Here is a 15,060-nt window from a genome sequence, read left to right as displayed (position 1 = left end):
CACCAGCATGTTTACGCAGTATATTTACCGCTTGGGCTCCAATCCCAAGCGCAGTTTAAAGTTCTTTTTTACGGGTATTGGTATTTTTGTGCTCGCGATGGGTCTGTTCGCATTGAGTTATTACCATGATCCAAGTTGGCGCATTGCGGGTCTTGCGGTGCTTTTCCCAGCGTTAGGTATCGCAGGTTATGGATACCTTGGGATCTTTGCAAATCGCTTCTCGCAAGTTATTTCAGCAAGGAATTCTGCGCGTCGAGCTTTCGATAACCGTAAATCAAAGTAATACCGCGCAGTGCCATAAAACAGGTCATGGCCAACCAAAGTGCATGGTTGCCATGATCTAGCAATAAAAACACCGGTAAGAAAAACCCAAATAGCGCCGAAAATATCATGCTATTGCGCATTTCACGTGCTCTAGTTAACCCGACAAAAACACCATCAAATAAAAAGCAACTCATCGCTATCAATGGCAATATAATCAGCCAAGGTAAGTACACTAAGGCTGTGTCAACCACACTTGGGATTGTGGTAAGCATGCCAATAATACTTGGTCCAAATAGCGCAAATACAAAACAATACAACAAAGCAAAAAGGCCGCCCCATAGCGTACTTACAGCGACCCAAGCTTTGAGCTTTTCAACATCTTTTGCTCCTTTGGCTTGGCCAACTTTGGCCTCTACCGCATACGCAATTCCATCCATTGCAAAGCTAACCAACATTAAAAAGTTGAGTAAGACAGCATTGGCGGCCAGTGTATTCTCTCCTAATCGCGCACCATAAAAAGTCATAAAGCTAAAACACAACTGCAATACCAAAGAGCGAATAAAAATATCTTTGTTGAGTGTAAGTAAATGCAGCAAATGCGCCCGATTGGGCATTAGCCATGCAAACGTCCACCCCTTTCTTTTGAGTAATGCAGCGGTTAAATATAGCGCCAACATTAAAGCACTGTAATCTGCAATCACAGACGCCCAAGCCGCGCCGGCGACACCCCATTCAAACCCGATGACAAACAGTAAATCTAAGATGATATTCACCAAATTAGTAAATAACACAATATAAAAAGGCCCTTTGCCATATTGTAGCCCGAGCATAAAGCCCAACAAGACCAAATTCATCATGGCCGCTGGTGCACTGTATATACGAATTGAAAAGTACAATGATGCTTGCTCCATCACCTCCACACTGGGTTTTGCCAAACGCTCAATCATGTCGAGTAAAAATGGAGAGGATGCAACTAAGGTCAAAGCAAATAGCATTGCAATCGCCAAACTGGCCAATAAGGATTGATATGAACGCGCTTGATTTTGCTCACCAAAAGCCTGTGCGATTTCACCTGTGGTACTCATACGCAAAAAACTGGCTAACCAAAATAGTAAGGCAATGCTGCCCGAGCCCAATGCGATACCCGCTAAATAATGAGCATGGCTTAAATGCCCAATAACAGCCGTATCAACTAATCCTAACAGGGGCACCGAAATATTTGATAAGATCATCGGCGCTGCGAGAGTAAGTAGTGGAATATGATAAGGTGTACGCAGGTAATGAAAAAGCTTCATAATTTAATTCTATTTGTTGGTTTAGTCAGTGCTCAAGCACACAGTGCGACTATATTACAATATCATCATGTCAGTGAGAAACTGCCACCAGTGACAAGTGTCAGTGAGGATACATTCAAAACCCACTTAGAGTTTTTGAAAAAGGGTAATTACAACGTCATTGCTCTTGATAAGTTCATTGAACATGTACAACAAGGTAAGTCTCTGCCTGTGAATACGGTTGCAATCACTTTTGATGATGGCTATGACAATAATATTGAAGCCGCAGCACCATTATTAGAAGCTTATAACTTTCCCTATACTATCTTTGTCAATCCACAGCTAATTGACGAAGGACAAAGCTATGTCATGACATGGGATGAATTAAGAACCCTATCAAAACGCGGTGCCATCATCGCGAATCACAGTGCTAAGCATGACTATCTGCACTTACGCAAAGACGGTGAAACTGAGCAACAATGGGAAAAGCGTATAAGACATGACCTTACTTGGTCTCAACAAAGGATCAATGAAGAAATTGGACACAATTATCCTTATATCGCTTACCCCTATGGGGAGTTTGATAGTGCATTGCAGAAGCTTGTTAAGGAGTTAGGCCTCGTTGGCATAGGTCAGCATTCCGGTGCTGTGGGCCCAACAACAGATTTTACACGAGTGCCTAGATTCCCCTCATCTGGTATTTATAGCAATTTAAAGACACTCAAAGTAAAAATTAACTCGATCCCATTCGACATTGACAAGCTGACTTACACCAACTCCGTCACAACAGAGCGAAAACCATCATTTACTTTGTCGTTTAAGAGTATGGACTTTAGCCAGGGCCAATTAGCATGCTTTGTATCTGGCATTGGTAGGGCAACATTAATTTGGACTGCAAAACACGAAGTTACGGTGACCACACCTGAACCATTACCGAACGGGCGTTCCCGATACAACTGTACCGCTCCTTCAAAAACGCACAAAGGCCGTTTTCATTGGTTTTCACAACCTTGGGTAGTACAAGAGAAATAATATGCTAGCGGCTAGCAGAGTGGAGTAACGCTTTTGCCATGGCATCCAGCGATACCACTTTGCTCGCGGCATCTAATTCAACTGCCGCACGGGGCATACCCCATACTACACATGACGCTTCATCCTGTGCAAAAGTACTTGCTCCGGCATCTTTTAACCGTAAAAGACCCTGTGCGCCATCAGATCCCATACCAGTTAATAGTGCAGCATGGACGTTTTTTGCAATCGGGATGAGCGAATCAAACAAGACATCAACGGCCGGTTTATGACGATTTACTTTCTCGCCATCATTAAGCTGGCAAACTAACTTAGTACCCTTTTGAACAATCAATAAATGCTTGTCACCTGGCGCAATAAATACTTTGCCTATACCTAGTTCATCACCATCTTGTGCTTCTTTTACGCTCACTTCACAGCACTTGTCCATACGCATCGCAAAAGAAGAACTAAACACAGGTGGAATATGTTGGGTGATCACCACTGGTGGGCTGTTACTTGGTAACTTCGTTAAAACCTCTCGAAGCGCCTCTGTTCCTCCCGTTGAAGCGCCAATAGCCATCACACTGCGTGCTTGATACTTTGCATCTGAGGCGATAGCAGGCTTTGCCCCCAGTTGCTTATCCGCTTTAAATGGACGCACTCTAGCACGACTGGCTGTACGTATTTTTTGATATAGTACATCCGCGTAAGCTTCTAGCTGCTCAGCGACATTCGACATAGGTTTAGCGATAAAATCAACCGCACCAACTTCTAATGCTTCAAGTGTCTCTGGGGAGCCTTTTTGGGTAAGCGTAGACAGCATTACAACGGGCATTGGCCGTAAACGCATGAGATTTTTAAGAAAGCTCAAACCATTCATTTTCGGCATTTCTATATCCAGTGTCAGTACATCTGGTTGCAATGCCTTTATCATGTCTCTCGCTTCATACGGGTCTTTGGCAGCCCCTACAACTTCAATGTCTCCGGCTTGCTCTAGTACAGCCTTAAGGACAGCTCTGAGTAAAGGGGAGTCGTCTACTATCAAAACCTTTATCATGGCGTATTACTCTAAAATAACTCGATATCGGTTTTAGCATCTTGTGCTTCGATATCATGCAGGTACTTAACCTCACGTTTTTCAATCGTATCATTGTGTACCTGTCTAAGTTTTTTGACCTTTGCAGTACCTGATTGAGGGTGAAACACGACCTTTCTTGGCCATGGTCCGCCGACATCATGAGAAACTAACTCGAGGTTTTCTTCCTCTACATATGCCTGAGCAAAACGGATATTGCCTACGCCAATGTCTGTCATAGCGCTGATAATTTTACCACCACCAAATAACTTCACCTTCAGATTTGCGCGGCATGCGCCATTTTTAAGTACTTCGTTAATTAAGAACTCCATAGCCCAATTGCCATAACGACAATTAAAATCATCAGAATGTACATTGGTTATGTCTTTCATCTTTTGAGCACCAGGCAGCATAAAGTGATTCATTCCGCCGATACCCAGCTTTTCATCGTATACACACGCAGCGATACAAGAGCCCAGTACTGTAGAAATCAATTCATCATTTTTTGAGACATAAAATTCACCCGGCAAGACCTTAGCCACAACGGTATTGCGCCCAGCATCCCAGAAGCGCTTTACGTGCTCAAAACCGCTTATGACTGGCCTAAAGTGGTTCATGATGCATCTATCCTCTTATACATGGTTTTGCCTAAATTCTTAAAGTCGTTACGCTCCTTACTCATGGTTTCTGAGTGACCAATAAATAAGTGACCGTGCGATGACTCTAGCATTCGATGGTAGCCGTCAAATAGCGTATCTTTTGTCTCTTTATCAAAATAGATCAGTACGTTTCTGCAAAATATCAAATCAAATGGGCCTCGCATTGGCCAGGGTTCAAGTAAATTAAGTCGCTTAAAATAGATAAAGCTTTTAAGTTGCTCTTTAACTCGGTACTGACTGCCGTCACTGCTTTTTAAAAACCACTTTCTCAAATGGTCATCATCAAGTCCGGTGACAGACTGACTGCTATAAACACCTTCGGCCGCCTTTTGTAGCACATTTGAATCAAGGTCAGTGGCTAACACCTTGACATCCCAATCAGATGGAAACTCGCCAGCAACTGTCATCGCGATACTGTAAGGCTCCTCACCTGTTGAGCAACCTGCCGACCAAAAACGCACCCTTTTCGTTAACCTATTCTCTTCTTTGATACGCGGGATTAAGTTATTTTTCAAATAGTCAAAATGATGTGACTCGCGAAAGAAAGAAGTGAGATTCGTTGTGATCGCATTAATGAAGTGACTAAACTCCTGCTCACTGCTGTTGTCTAAAAATGCTAAATAGTCTTCAAACGAACTCAGACCATTTGCCCTTATCCGTCTCGCTAAGCGTGAGTAAACCATCTCTCTTTTATGCGGCCCCAGTACAATGCCACATGCGCTATACACTTTTTCAGAGACCTTTTGAAAATCCGTATCAGTAAATGGAAACTCTTTCATATACTCATTAAGCTTAAATAGTATGATTAACAGCAGCCGAATAAATACCGCTGATTTAAGACTGCCTCGCGAAACTTAGAGGCAGCCACCATATACCTGCTGAGATTAAAACTCTTCCCACTCTTCTGAGTCATCAGCAAAACGGTTTGCAGGCTCTGGTGCTCTTTGAGAAATATCAGCCGTGACATTGGCAGTTGTATTATTCAACTGTCGACTTTGACCATTTTGCACCGCAGGCCTTTGCGATGTTGTCAGCCTTTCTGGCTGCACATTGCTAAGTGGGGTTGGCGAGCTTGACGATGAAGAATCACCTACATTGAAGAAGTTCAATAACCTTCTCATATCGTTCGCTTGCTCAGCCATGGACTCTCCGGCTGCTGAAGCCTGTTCGACCAATGCTGCATTTTGCTGAGTCATTTCATCCATTTGCGATACAGCTTTATTAACTTGCTCAATGCCTGAACTCTGCTCTTCTGAAGCCTCTGCAATATCAGAAATCATTTCGGTAACCCGCTTTACGGCGGCAACAATCTCTTTCAAAGTCGCACCCGACTCATTCACCAGTAGTGTACCGTCTTCAACCTTGCCCACACTGTCTCTAATTAAATCTTTAATTTCTTTTGCAGCTCCTGCAGAGCGCTGCGCTAAGTTCCTCACTTCGCCAGCCACGACTGCGAAACCACGCCCTTGCTCGCCTGCTCGGGCGGCTTCTACTGCGGCATTCAAAGCAAGTAAATTCGTTTGAAATGCAATTTCATCGATGACACTAATAATATCGGCAATCTTTTTACTCGACTCGTTAATTTCAGACATGCTCGCAACAGCGCGATTCACAACTTCACCACCAGTCGCCGCTTTTTCGCTGGTCTCCGCAGCCAATTCGTTGGCCACTTTGGCGTTGTCTGCATTTTGTCTAACCGTGCTGGTCATCTCTTCCATACTTGAAGCGGTTTCTTCAAGCGATGAAGCTTGCTCTTCCGTTCGTTGACTCAAATCCGCATTACCTTGGGAGATCTCTTCTGCGCCACTGGCAACCATAGCCGCAGATGAACTGATTCTATTAAGTACTTCAGTGAGCTTATCCGCAGTTGTATTCGCATCCTGCTTGAGCTTGTCGAATGCGCCGTTGTAATCCGCATTAATTCTTTGTGTTAAATCCCCATTTGCAAGCGCATCGAGCATATTCACCGTATCAGACACGGCATCATCCACTAATGAGACTAAACCATTCAGCCCTTGTGCTAACCGTAGATAAAACCCTTTTTTATTATCTTCATTCAGTCGCACTGCCAAGTTACCTTCACGCGCAGACTCTACAAGCTCATTCACTTCAGCTTCGATGGCGACTTCGTCCGTTCTATCTTCCCATTCAACCACAGTGCCAATACGCTCACCACCGTCACCTATAATTGGGTTTGCCACCAAGCCGAAGGTACGGCCACCCACTTTAATTTCAGTCTTATAAGTCTCCGTGAGATTCGTCACCATACTGCGCTGATGAGCCGGATTTTTATGGAATACATCAATATTTGCGCCCATCAATTTTGCGCAATCAAAATTAGGTAAGTCCTGACGTATATCACGCTCTGCATTTTTCATCATTGAGGTCACAGCATCATTCATATAAACAATATTAAAGTGACCATCAGCTATCATGGTATTGGTTGCGACGTTATCCAATGCACGACGCACACGGAGGTTTTCATTGGCAGACTGCCGCTCCTCTCGCTCTTTCACTAAACGCTCAGTTTTATCTTCCCACTCAACGACCGTGCCAAGGCGCTTACCACTACTGTCTTGCACAGGTGTTGCTATCAAGCCAAAAGTAAAGCCTGCAACTTCAATGTCTGTCTCATAGGTCTCCGTCATATTACTCAGTAGATTTCTTTGATGGCTGGGGTTTACATGGAAGATATCGATATTTTGACCTATCAATGTATCGACATTAAATCTAGGAAGCGCCTCTTGTAGCTGTGTCTGATTTTTTCTCAGCATGCGGATCACAGAGTCATTAGCGTATACAATGTTGCAATCATCATCAGCCAGCATTACATTGGCCTGACACACATCTAAGGCACTGGAGATACGCGCATTACTCGCAACTTCTCTTTGCTGTTTCTGCTCCAAAGCAAGTTGTTCTGTTAAGTCTTTCCATTCCACTAAGGTCGCAATGCGCTCATTATTACTATTAAAAACAGGCGTTGCTATTAAATCAAAAGTAAGCCCCGAGACGGTTATTTGCGTTTTATACACCTCACGTAAGTTGGCCAACAGATTTCGTTGATGACTTGGATTAGCGTGAAACATATCAATATTAGTGCCAATCGTCGTGGCGACATTAAAGTTAGGTAGATCTTTGCGAAGCTGGTGCTCATTTTGTCTCAACATGGCAGTAACCGAATCGTTCATGTAGACGATATTTAAATCGCCATCGGCCACCATGATATTCGCTTGGCAACCTTTCAAGGCCAGTAGCAAGCTTTCAGTATGGTCGTCTTCATGCGCATCTTCGTGACTTTCAGCTTTAGATAACAATCTATAAAGCTGGGGGAAATCTGATAAATCAAGCTGCTCAAACTGTTCTCGATTACTCACCGTCATAAAAGGAAGTGCAGAATAAACCACGGCAAACTTTCCAACCACTGATGACAAACCCAATTTTAAAAATATCAGAGCTGCCGCACTGCCCAGCAATGGAATAGTAAACGCTACCATCCTAATTTGCTCTGATTCAGCTTGTCCTAGCTGAGCACCAACAATGACACTAATAACCAGAATTACACCAGCTACCAAAATCTTGTTATTAATACTGCTTTGGATACTCTGTTCGCTCATTTCGACCCCCAATTAGCCTTTGAGTCCACTTTTATCACTCAAATCTAAAACCTTTTCTAGATTTAAAAGCACAACCATTTTTTGCCCTACATTGACTAAACCGTGCACAAAATAAGCATTATCTGAGTCCTGAAAATCAGGCACATCTTTGGCTTTTTCTTCTGCAATGCTGTACACATCAGATACAGCGTCCACGACTAGCCCCATAATTTTTTGTTGATCTTTAATTTGCACAGAGACCACGATAACAACGGTAAGCGGTCCATACTCAATGGCGTTGATCCCAAAACGCATCCTTAAATCAATAATTGGTACAATCGTGCCGCGTAAATTCATCGCCCCTCTTACAAAGTTCGGTGAATTGGGAATTGTGGTAACGGGCTCCCAACCACGGATTTCCTGAACAGCTAAAATATCCATGCCGTATTCTTCATCGTGCATCATAAAGGTCAAAAACTGCTTTTCATCTGACTCACCATCAAACATGAGTTGCTGATTTACCTCAACTTGATCGATCATACTGGCTCTGCCTCCTCACCTTTCAAATCAACCAACAATTCCGTTGAGCCAGGTCGACGTAGCCCACTAAGCTTAATGAGCCCGCTAATATCAATAATTAACGATACTGTGCCATCGCCTAAAATGGTCGCGCCTGAAATACCATCGACCTTTTGATAATTTGCTTCCAAGCTCTTAATCACGACTTGCTGTTGAGCCAGTAAATCATCAACCAAAAGACCAATTTTGTAGTTGTCGCTTTCAACCACAACCAACAAGGTTTTATCTAACTCTTCACGAGCACCTTGGTGACTAAAAATATCGTACAATCGTAAAATCGGAATATACTCATCGCGAAGCCTCAACACCTCCAAGCCCTTACCAACTTTACTCACTTTAGAGATATCAATTTGCAATGACTCAACAATAGAAATTAGAGGAATGATGTAGGTATGGGTTGCAACTTGAACAAGCTGGCCATCAAGAATCGCCAGAGTAAGTGGTAATCTAATCGTAAATGTTGAGCCTACCCCTTGCTTTGAAGTGACTTCAACAGAGCCGTTCAATGCTTGAATATTTCTTCTCACCACATCCATGCCCACACCACGACCAGAAATGTCACTTACACTGTCGGCTGTGGAAAACCCTGGCATAAATATCAGTTCATTAACCTCTTCCACACTGAGGTCATCCGACTCGCTGATCAGGCCATTCGCAATGGCTTTACTGCGTATTTTTTCCGTATCCAAGCCTTTACCGTCATCCATGATTTCAATCACAATATTGCCGCCTTGATGAAACGCATTCAGAGTCACTGTACCAACAGGGTCTTTACCGTTGGCAATACGCTCTTCTGGGGTCTCCAACCCGTGATCTAATGAATTTCGCACCAAGTGCACCATAGGATCTGACAGCTTCTCCATCACCGTTTTATCTAGCTCTGTTTGCTCACCAACCAACTTTAATTCGACTTGTTTATTGAGCTTTTGCGAGGTATCTCGAACCAAACGAGGAAAACGGCTAAACACAAAACTGATAGGCAACATGCGAATACGCATGACGTTTTCTTGTAAATCACGCGTATTATGCGCCAGCTGTGTTAACCCTTCTTGAAGCGCTGCAATGCTAGATTCAGTAATTTCTTGGTCGCCTATCTGACTTAGCATTGCTTGGGTAATAACCAGCTCCCCAACCATATTAATCAAAGAGTCGACCTTATCGATACCAACACGAATAGAGGTCGCGGTAGAGTCTGCTGACTTTTTGGTGTTTTTTGCTGACTCAACCTTTTTCTGTACTGCCGCAATATTTTCGTCTGCTTTTGGCGCCGGTTCAGCCTTTATTTCAGGCGTAGATTCTTCAGTGACAGTAATTGGCTCAGGCAAATCAGCGGCCTCTGGTGTATTTATTTCCGCTGTTGCATTTGTATCATCTTCAAATAAGCCACCGCATGCTTCAATTTTTATATCTGCATCATCTTCAACCCATTCAAAGATTTCTGAAATGGCTTGTTCAGGCTTACTGGTTGTTAAAAAAAACCGCCAGTGCAAAAAGCAATCTTCAGGATCGAACTCCAAAAAGTCAGGGATCCCGTCATGGAACGCTGCCACTTCCAGCTGGCCCAACTCCGCCAACTCAGAAAACATATAAAGTGGCTCATTACCCGTTTTAAATAGATGTGGCTCTGGCTTAAAATCTATCTGGTAGGTCGTGCTTTGGAGTGATTGTGTCGTATCTTCTTGCGATTCTCCCTCAACTTCCTCTGCCGATTCCCCACCGAGTATTGCTTCAAATCGTGCTTTTAGCTCATTTGACTCACTTAAATCTGGTTCTTCTTCAGCTTGCAATGCACCTAATAAACCACGAACACAATCAACCGACTTTAAAAGTAAATTAACATGCTCTGCGGTCAGCGTCCTTTGTCCATCTCTGATTTGATCAAGCAACGTTTCGAGTACATGCGTGAAATCTGACACTGATACAAACCCAAATGTACCACTACCACCTTTAATCGAATGCGCTGCCCTGAAAATGGTATTAATGGTCTCAGAGTCTTCTTTGCCCGGTTCAAGATTGAGAAGCTCAGCTTCCATCGCATCAAGACCTTCAAAGCTCTCCTCAAAGAACACATCAAAAAACTGGCTTAAATCTATACTCATGCCTATACCTCGTTGGTACTAGCGAATGACTTTCTTCAATACAGCTAATAATTGATCCGGATTAAAAGGCTTCACAATCCAGCCAGTTGCACCAGCAGCTTTACCTTCACTTTTTTTATCAAGTCCTGATTCTGTCGTTAACATCAGTAGCGGGGTAAATTTATAGTTTGGTAAGCTGCGTAACTCCCTTATTAACGTGATCCCATCCATCACTGGCATGTTTACATCAGATATCACAGCATCAAAACCTTGCTGCTTTGCCAAATTTAATGCCTCACTACCATCCTTTGCTTCTGTGACGTCAAACCCTGCTTTTTTAAGAGTAAAGCCAACCATTTGTCGCATTGAAGCAGAATCATCCACAGCTAAAATCTTTTTCATATTGACCTCTTAAATCTTACTGCTAAAGGATAAAATTTCGGTTAAACCAAGTTGTTCTACGGACTCAAACAAGATAGGACTATCACCATGCCAAGTAATTTTTTGATCAAAGTTCATGAGCCTTTTTTGCAACGCACACAACATTTGGACCGAAGCTGTATCAACCTTAGAAACATCGTTAATATCAATGCATATGGGTTGCCCAGACTCTAATTCTTGAACGAACGACTGATAGAGTTCTTCGACTTTATTGATGGCTAACTCAGAAGGAAGTTTAATCATGTGCTTGGCACATTCCCTGTAAAAGTTATAGATAAGATTAGATTAGACGTTGATGATAAAATTGCCAAAATTTAGGCAAAAGAAATAAAAATATTATTAACTTAGAAACAAGTGCACACCACTATAGACGTGCTTTACTGGCATTGGAAATAATTTCAAAGTCAGCAATGATATACTCAATATTTACTGTCGGCACATGACCTTTTTTGAATTCGGGTTTAAAGATTGCGGTCAACTCACCACTGGGGTTTATCAAAGCAATGGATGCACTGTGGTCCACATAATATTCCGCATCTTGTGTCTCATTAATAGCATAAATTAAACCTATATCTCTGACAAAAGGGAATAAGTGCTGATGGTCATGTGTGACAGCTAAGAAACTATCATCAAAATATTCAATGTAGTCTTTGCGTTGCGTCGGTGTATCTCGATGTGGGTCGACGGACACAAACCACACCTGAGTATTTTCAAACTCACTGATTATCTTATTAATATGCGTCAGTTTTGCCAACGTCATAGGGCAGATATCCGGACAACTGGTGTAACCCAAAAATAGTAAATTCCACTGTCCTATTAGGTGCTCATTTGTCACAACCTGATTATTTTGATCTTTCAACTCAAAAGGCTTTAGTAATTTGGGACTCGGATATACCACCGTCAATTCGGAAACCTGTTTGGGTTGCGAGCATGACAATATTGCAGATGATAATAAGGCCAATAAAAGTAAACGCATCAGAACAATAACTTATCAATAAACAATGCACATAAGAGTAGCAATAAATAACTTATTGAAAAACGAAAAACTTGCAGCGCCGACTCCGATTTTGATTCAAAATACAAAAGTGTCACTTTTTGCAAAAAACGGGCATTTAAAAAGCACGAAATAGTAAGATAAAATACCCCCGACATATTTATTAAATACGGCAATATACACACCAACGTTAATAAAACGGTATAAACAAGCATACATAGCTTTGTGAATAAAACACCGTGTGTTACTGGCAGCATAGGCACATTAGCCCGTTCGTAATCTTGCTTTCTGGCAATAGCCAGCGCCCAAAAATGGGGCGGTGTCCAAGTAAAAATGATCATCACCAATAGCCAAGGTTCTGCGCTCATTGCATTTGTCTCACTTACCCAGCCAAGCAGTGGCGGCATTGCCCCCGCTAAGCCGCCAATCACTATATTTTGGGGGGTGGAGCGTTTTAAGAAAACCGTATACACAACTGCGTAACCAAACAGCGCCAATACAGTTAAAAAAGTACATAACAAATTGCTGTATACCAATAGCAGCACACAGCCTAATATCCCAATAACAAAAGCAAATATATAAGCTTGCTGCACACTCAGCTGCTCCAGCACCATGGGTCGATGCCGAGTTCGTACCATATGTTTGTCTCTTGCTCGGTCTAAAATATGATTGATGGCTGCAGCTGAGGCCGACACTAAGCCGATCCCCAATAAAGCAGCTAGCTGTAGCCATATACTGCGGCCAGATTCAGGGGCTAATATAATGCCAACCCACGCCGTAAGCACCAGCATTAAAACAACTTTAGGCTTACATATATTCAGGTAGGGTTGAATATATTTTGATACCCCTTCGAATGCATGTGTATATTTTGCTAACTCTACATTCATACCCATATCTGCCTCGCTCGAGAGAGTAAAAAACAGGCTCTGACAAGTGCCAACAACAATAGAGCAGCCATTAAATTATGAAATAGCGTCAATAAAATTGGGAATTTGAAATACACAATTATCCCCCCAACAGCTACCTGAAAAAGCACCAGTATGGCAACTTGATTAACCGCTTTGCGAATGATCGGCTGAGATATTTTAAAATGAACAAAGACCGCCATAGCAACCAAGGCTAACAACGTCACACTGGCCCATATACGGTGCATCAAATGGATCGATAAACGCGTTTCAAATGGTAATACACCATACTCATAGGTGCTTGACGGCTTTGGCAACTCTAGTAAACTGGACCACGAAAACAGCTCACTATTCGAGCAAAGCGGTAACCCTGTGCAATGGGGTGCGGCATAATTCGCAGCCAACCAACCACCTAACGCAATTTGTAATACCAAAATACCAGTACACACAACCCCCACCTTTAAACAAGTAAAAGCCTGAGCTTCATATTCAACAGAGGGTGGTGCCGCTCGTAAATACAACAAGGTTAATAAAGACAATACAGTGAAGCCCCCCAGCAAATGCCCCATCACAACAAATGGCTGTAAATTCATAGTGACTGTCCACATGCCCAGTAAGGCCTGCACACCAATCATCAGTACTAAAGCGCTTGCCAAAACCTTTGGGGCATGTTGCGCCCTAGAGCGTATGATGACTGCAAACAACAATAAGACAACTAAAGCTAAACACCCAGCAAAGTACCGGTGGATCATTTCAATCCAAGCTTTGCGCGGTTCAATCTGACTACTTGGAAACTTTAGCTGCGCAGCAGTAATTTCATGTACTTCATTGGGTACAGTCAAAAAACCGTAACAACCAGGCCAATCTGGACAACCTAGCCCTGCATTGCTCAACCGCGTATAAGCACCGAGTACCACCACACAAATGGCCAGCATACACGCAAACGTGATAGTTCGTTGAAGTACAGTAGACATAGCGCCTCCTTACTGAGAACGAGCATAATTTAAGAGTTTTTTCATGTCCTTCAATAACCCTTTGAGAACCAATCTATTTGCTTCAGGATCAGATTCATAGGGGTATTCCAAAATCACTAGGCCATGTTTATCCACCAAATAAAACGCGGCGGGCACGAGTTTTTCTTGTATGGTTTGATCTACTGGCTGCTCACCTTCTCCAACCAGCACGATAGCCACTTTGTTACGGTGCTTGCCCAGTGCAACATCTAAGTTTTCCACATTGCTCTTTTGCACATCGCACGCAGTCAAGCACCCTTTAGGCGCATTTAAAACGATACTCCATACCTTGCCTTCGGGTATCACAGGTAGCCAAATTTCTTGCTTTAAAAAGCTGCCATTGTTCGTCGTTGAACTTGGCTTAAAATCTAATTTAAGTACGGTTATTGCCATGATCACAGGCAAAATAAAGCAGCCGATAAACAACCCTAGTGTTTTATTCATACGCTTAAATCCTTAGACTTTTTTTTGATGGCAAAGTAAGCAATCACACCTGCAGATAAACCAATCAATAACCATTGCAATGCGTAGGCGCGATGTTTATCAGGACTCATTACCACAGCTTTATAGTGCGGTGTTACACCTTGAATAACACCTTGCGTGGCTATCAATAACTGCGATGAAATAGGCAACTTTGATTCCCGCTCAAAATACAGCTGCTCCAAATACTGCAAAACGTTATGATGATACGCACTTTGATCAGGGGAATTTGCTAAAGTAAACCCTGACCAAGCGCCTATTTTGAACTGCACATTGACTTCAATTTCATGGAGCGGTAACGCTATTGCAGGTAACTGGCTTCGACTGTCTCCGGCTGGCACAAAACCAAGATTAATAACAAACAGTGTGTCGGTATTGTCAACCTCGAACAAAGCAATCAAATCATAACCCACTTGACCGTGCAGAACTTGATTGTCCAATAACCACCACTGGTCTGGCACCAACTTTCCTTTTATATCTATCTTTGCTCCCTGCCAATTATCAGTAATGTCGAACTTTCCAAGCGCCTTATTATTAAAGCGCTCAGACAACATTGAGAGCTGTACTTGTTTGTCGCCTGCCCGCTGCCATTGCCAATAAGATAATCTGAAGCAAACAGACATCACGATAGTGACTGCAAAAATGACCACAACTGTACTAGTCTTTTTATTAAACACGTAAAGGCAGACTCCCT

At 42.8% G+C, this 15,060-nt stretch carries 16 protein-coding genes; 2 read left to right on the top strand and 14 right to left on the bottom strand.

Going from position 1 to position 15,060, the window contains the following annotated elements:
• Positions 1–7 precede the first annotated feature (7 nt).
• Positions 8–283 carry a hypothetical protein gene (locus N477_RS25545; protein WP_081216400.1) on the top strand — a complete coding sequence of 92 codons (276 nt, stop codon included), beginning with the start codon at positions 8–10 and terminating at the stop codon, positions 281–283.
• Here the strand turns inward: N477_RS25545 and dinF are convergent.
• Positions 228–1,559, bottom strand: a complete 1,332-nt coding sequence (gene dinF / locus N477_RS01095) for an MATE family efflux transporter DinF (RefSeq protein ID WP_081216401.1) — start codon at positions 1,557–1,559, stop codon at positions 228–230. The genes N477_RS25545 and dinF overlap by 56 nt on opposite strands.
• Here dinF and N477_RS01090 point away from each other — a divergent pair.
• Positions 1,524–2,570, top strand: coding sequence for a polysaccharide deacetylase family protein (locus N477_RS01090; RefSeq protein WP_063361240.1), 1,047 nt, complete (start codon positions 1,524–1,526; stop codon positions 2,568–2,570). The genes dinF and N477_RS01090 overlap by 36 nt on opposite strands.
• 4 nt (positions 2,571–2,574) lie before the next feature.
• Here N477_RS01090 and N477_RS01085 read toward each other — a convergent pair whose 3' ends face one another.
• The 13 genes from N477_RS01085 to N477_RS01025 all read right to left on the bottom strand — a co-directional run bounded on the left by N477_RS01085 (position 2,575) and on the right by N477_RS01025 (position 15,043).
• A complete protein-coding gene (locus N477_RS01085) occupies positions 2,575–3,606 on the bottom strand; it encodes a protein-glutamate methylesterase/protein-glutamine glutaminase (protein WP_063361241.1) in 1,032 nt (343 codons plus the stop codon).
• An 11-nt stretch (positions 3,607–3,617) separates the two neighbouring features.
• Positions 3,618–4,241 carry a chemoreceptor glutamine deamidase CheD gene (cheD, locus tag N477_RS01080; RefSeq protein ID WP_063361242.1) on the bottom strand — a complete coding sequence of 208 codons (624 nt, stop codon included), beginning with the start codon at positions 4,239–4,241 and terminating at the stop codon, positions 3,618–3,620.
• Positions 4,238–5,062 (bottom strand): CheR family methyltransferase, encoded by an 825-nt coding sequence (locus tag N477_RS01075; RefSeq protein WP_063361243.1) that lies wholly within the window; start codon positions 5,060–5,062, stop codon positions 4,238–4,240. Before N477_RS01075 ends, cheD begins: the two co-directional genes overlap by 4 nt.
• Positions 5,063–5,167: 105 nt before the next feature.
• Complete coding sequence (locus N477_RS01070) at positions 5,168–7,897, bottom strand: methyl-accepting chemotaxis protein (protein ID WP_063361244.1); 2,730 nt, start codon at positions 7,895–7,897, stop codon at positions 5,168–5,170.
• Positions 7,898–7,909: 12 nt separating this feature from the next.
• Positions 7,910–8,416, bottom strand: coding sequence for a chemotaxis protein CheW (locus tag N477_RS01065; protein ID WP_063361245.1), 507 nt, complete (start codon positions 8,414–8,416; stop codon positions 7,910–7,912).
• Positions 8,413–10,554: a chemotaxis protein CheA gene (locus N477_RS01060; protein ID WP_063361246.1), complete on the bottom strand. Its 2,142-nt coding sequence runs from the start codon at positions 10,552–10,554 to the stop codon at positions 8,413–8,415. Before N477_RS01060 ends, N477_RS01065 begins: the two co-directional genes overlap by 4 nt.
• An 18-nt stretch (positions 10,555–10,572) precedes the next feature.
• Positions 10,573–10,935: a response regulator gene (locus N477_RS01055; RefSeq protein ID WP_046355948.1), complete on the bottom strand. Its 363-nt coding sequence runs from the start codon at positions 10,933–10,935 to the stop codon at positions 10,573–10,575.
• 9 nt (positions 10,936–10,944) lie between these two features.
• Positions 10,945–11,217 carry an STAS domain-containing protein gene (locus N477_RS01050; protein WP_063361247.1) on the bottom strand — a complete coding sequence of 91 codons (273 nt, stop codon included), beginning with the start codon at positions 11,215–11,217 and terminating at the stop codon, positions 10,945–10,947.
• A 121-nt stretch (positions 11,218–11,338) separates the two neighbouring features.
• The gene (locus N477_RS01045; RefSeq protein ID WP_063361248.1) at positions 11,339–11,950 is read right to left on the bottom strand and encodes an SCO family protein; all 612 of its coding nucleotides are present in this window, start codon (positions 11,948–11,950) and stop codon (positions 11,339–11,341) included.
• Positions 11,950–12,855 carry a heme o synthase gene (gene cyoE / locus N477_RS01040; RefSeq protein ID WP_081216402.1) on the bottom strand — a complete coding sequence of 302 codons (906 nt, stop codon included), beginning with the start codon at positions 12,853–12,855 and terminating at the stop codon, positions 11,950–11,952. The genes N477_RS01045 and cyoE overlap by 1 nt, the downstream gene beginning before the upstream one ends.
• Positions 12,852–13,847, bottom strand: a complete 996-nt coding sequence (locus tag N477_RS01035) for a COX15/CtaA family protein (RefSeq protein WP_063361250.1) — start codon at positions 13,845–13,847, stop codon at positions 12,852–12,854. The genes cyoE and N477_RS01035 overlap by 4 nt, the downstream gene beginning before the upstream one ends.
• A gap of 9 nt (positions 13,848–13,856) precedes the next feature.
• Positions 13,857–14,330, bottom strand: coding sequence for a hypothetical protein (locus N477_RS01030; RefSeq protein WP_063361251.1), 474 nt, complete (start codon positions 14,328–14,330; stop codon positions 13,857–13,859).
• Positions 14,327–15,043, bottom strand: coding sequence for an SURF1 family protein (locus N477_RS01025; protein ID WP_063361252.1), 717 nt, complete (start codon positions 15,041–15,043; stop codon positions 14,327–14,329). Before N477_RS01025 ends, N477_RS01030 begins: the two co-directional genes overlap by 4 nt.
• Positions 15,044–15,060 lie beyond the last annotated feature (17 nt).

The organism is Pseudoalteromonas luteoviolacea H33-S, from assembly GCF_001625695.1.
Lineage (GTDB): Bacteria > Pseudomonadota > Gammaproteobacteria > Enterobacterales > Alteromonadaceae > Pseudoalteromonas > Pseudoalteromonas luteoviolacea_B.
This window is presented reverse-complemented; position numbering and strand designations above follow the sequence as displayed.

Coding starts and splice junctions, on each gene's coding strand:
- N477_RS25545 (WP_081216400.1), top strand. CDS start 8: ATGTTTACGCAGTATATTTACCGCTTGGGCTCCAATCCCAAGCGCAGT.
- N477_RS01090 (WP_063361240.1), top strand. CDS start 1,524: ATGATAAGGTGTACGCAGGTAATGAAAAAGCTTCATAATTTAATTCTA.
- dinF (WP_081216401.1), bottom strand. CDS start 1,559: ATGAAGCTTTTTCATTACCTGCGTACACCTTATCATATTCCACTACTT.
- N477_RS01085 (WP_063361241.1), bottom strand. CDS start 3,606: ATGATAAAGGTTTTGATAGTAGACGACTCCCCTTTACTCAGAGCTGTC.
- cheD (WP_063361242.1), bottom strand. CDS start 4,241: ATGAACCACTTTAGGCCAGTCATAAGCGGTTTTGAGCACGTAAAGCGC.
- N477_RS01075 (WP_063361243.1), bottom strand. CDS start 5,062: ATGAAAGAGTTTCCATTTACTGATACGGATTTTCAAAAGGTCTCTGAA.
- N477_RS01070 (WP_063361244.1), bottom strand. CDS start 7,897: ATGAGCGAACAGAGTATCCAAAGCAGTATTAATAACAAGATTTTGGTA.
- N477_RS01065 (WP_063361245.1), bottom strand. CDS start 8,416: ATGATCGATCAAGTTGAGGTAAATCAGCAACTCATGTTTGATGGTGAG.
- N477_RS01060 (WP_063361246.1), bottom strand. CDS start 10,554: ATGAGTATAGATTTAAGCCAGTTTTTTGATGTGTTCTTTGAGGAGAGC.
- N477_RS01055 (WP_046355948.1), bottom strand. CDS start 10,935: ATGAAAAAGATTTTAGCTGTGGATGATTCTGCTTCAATGCGACAAATG.
- N477_RS01050 (WP_063361247.1), bottom strand. CDS start 11,217: ATGATTAAACTTCCTTCTGAGTTAGCCATCAATAAAGTCGAAGAACTC.
- N477_RS01045 (WP_063361248.1), bottom strand. CDS start 11,950: ATGCGTTTACTTTTATTGGCCTTATTATCATCTGCAATATTGTCATGC.
- cyoE (WP_081216402.1), bottom strand. CDS start 12,855: ATGAATGTAGAGTTAGCAAAATATACACATGCATTCGAAGGGGTATCA.
- N477_RS01035 (WP_063361250.1), bottom strand. CDS start 13,847: ATGTCTACTGTACTTCAACGAACTATCACGTTTGCGTGTATGCTGGCC.
- N477_RS01030 (WP_063361251.1), bottom strand. CDS start 14,330: ATGAATAAAACACTAGGGTTGTTTATCGGCTGCTTTATTTTGCCTGTG.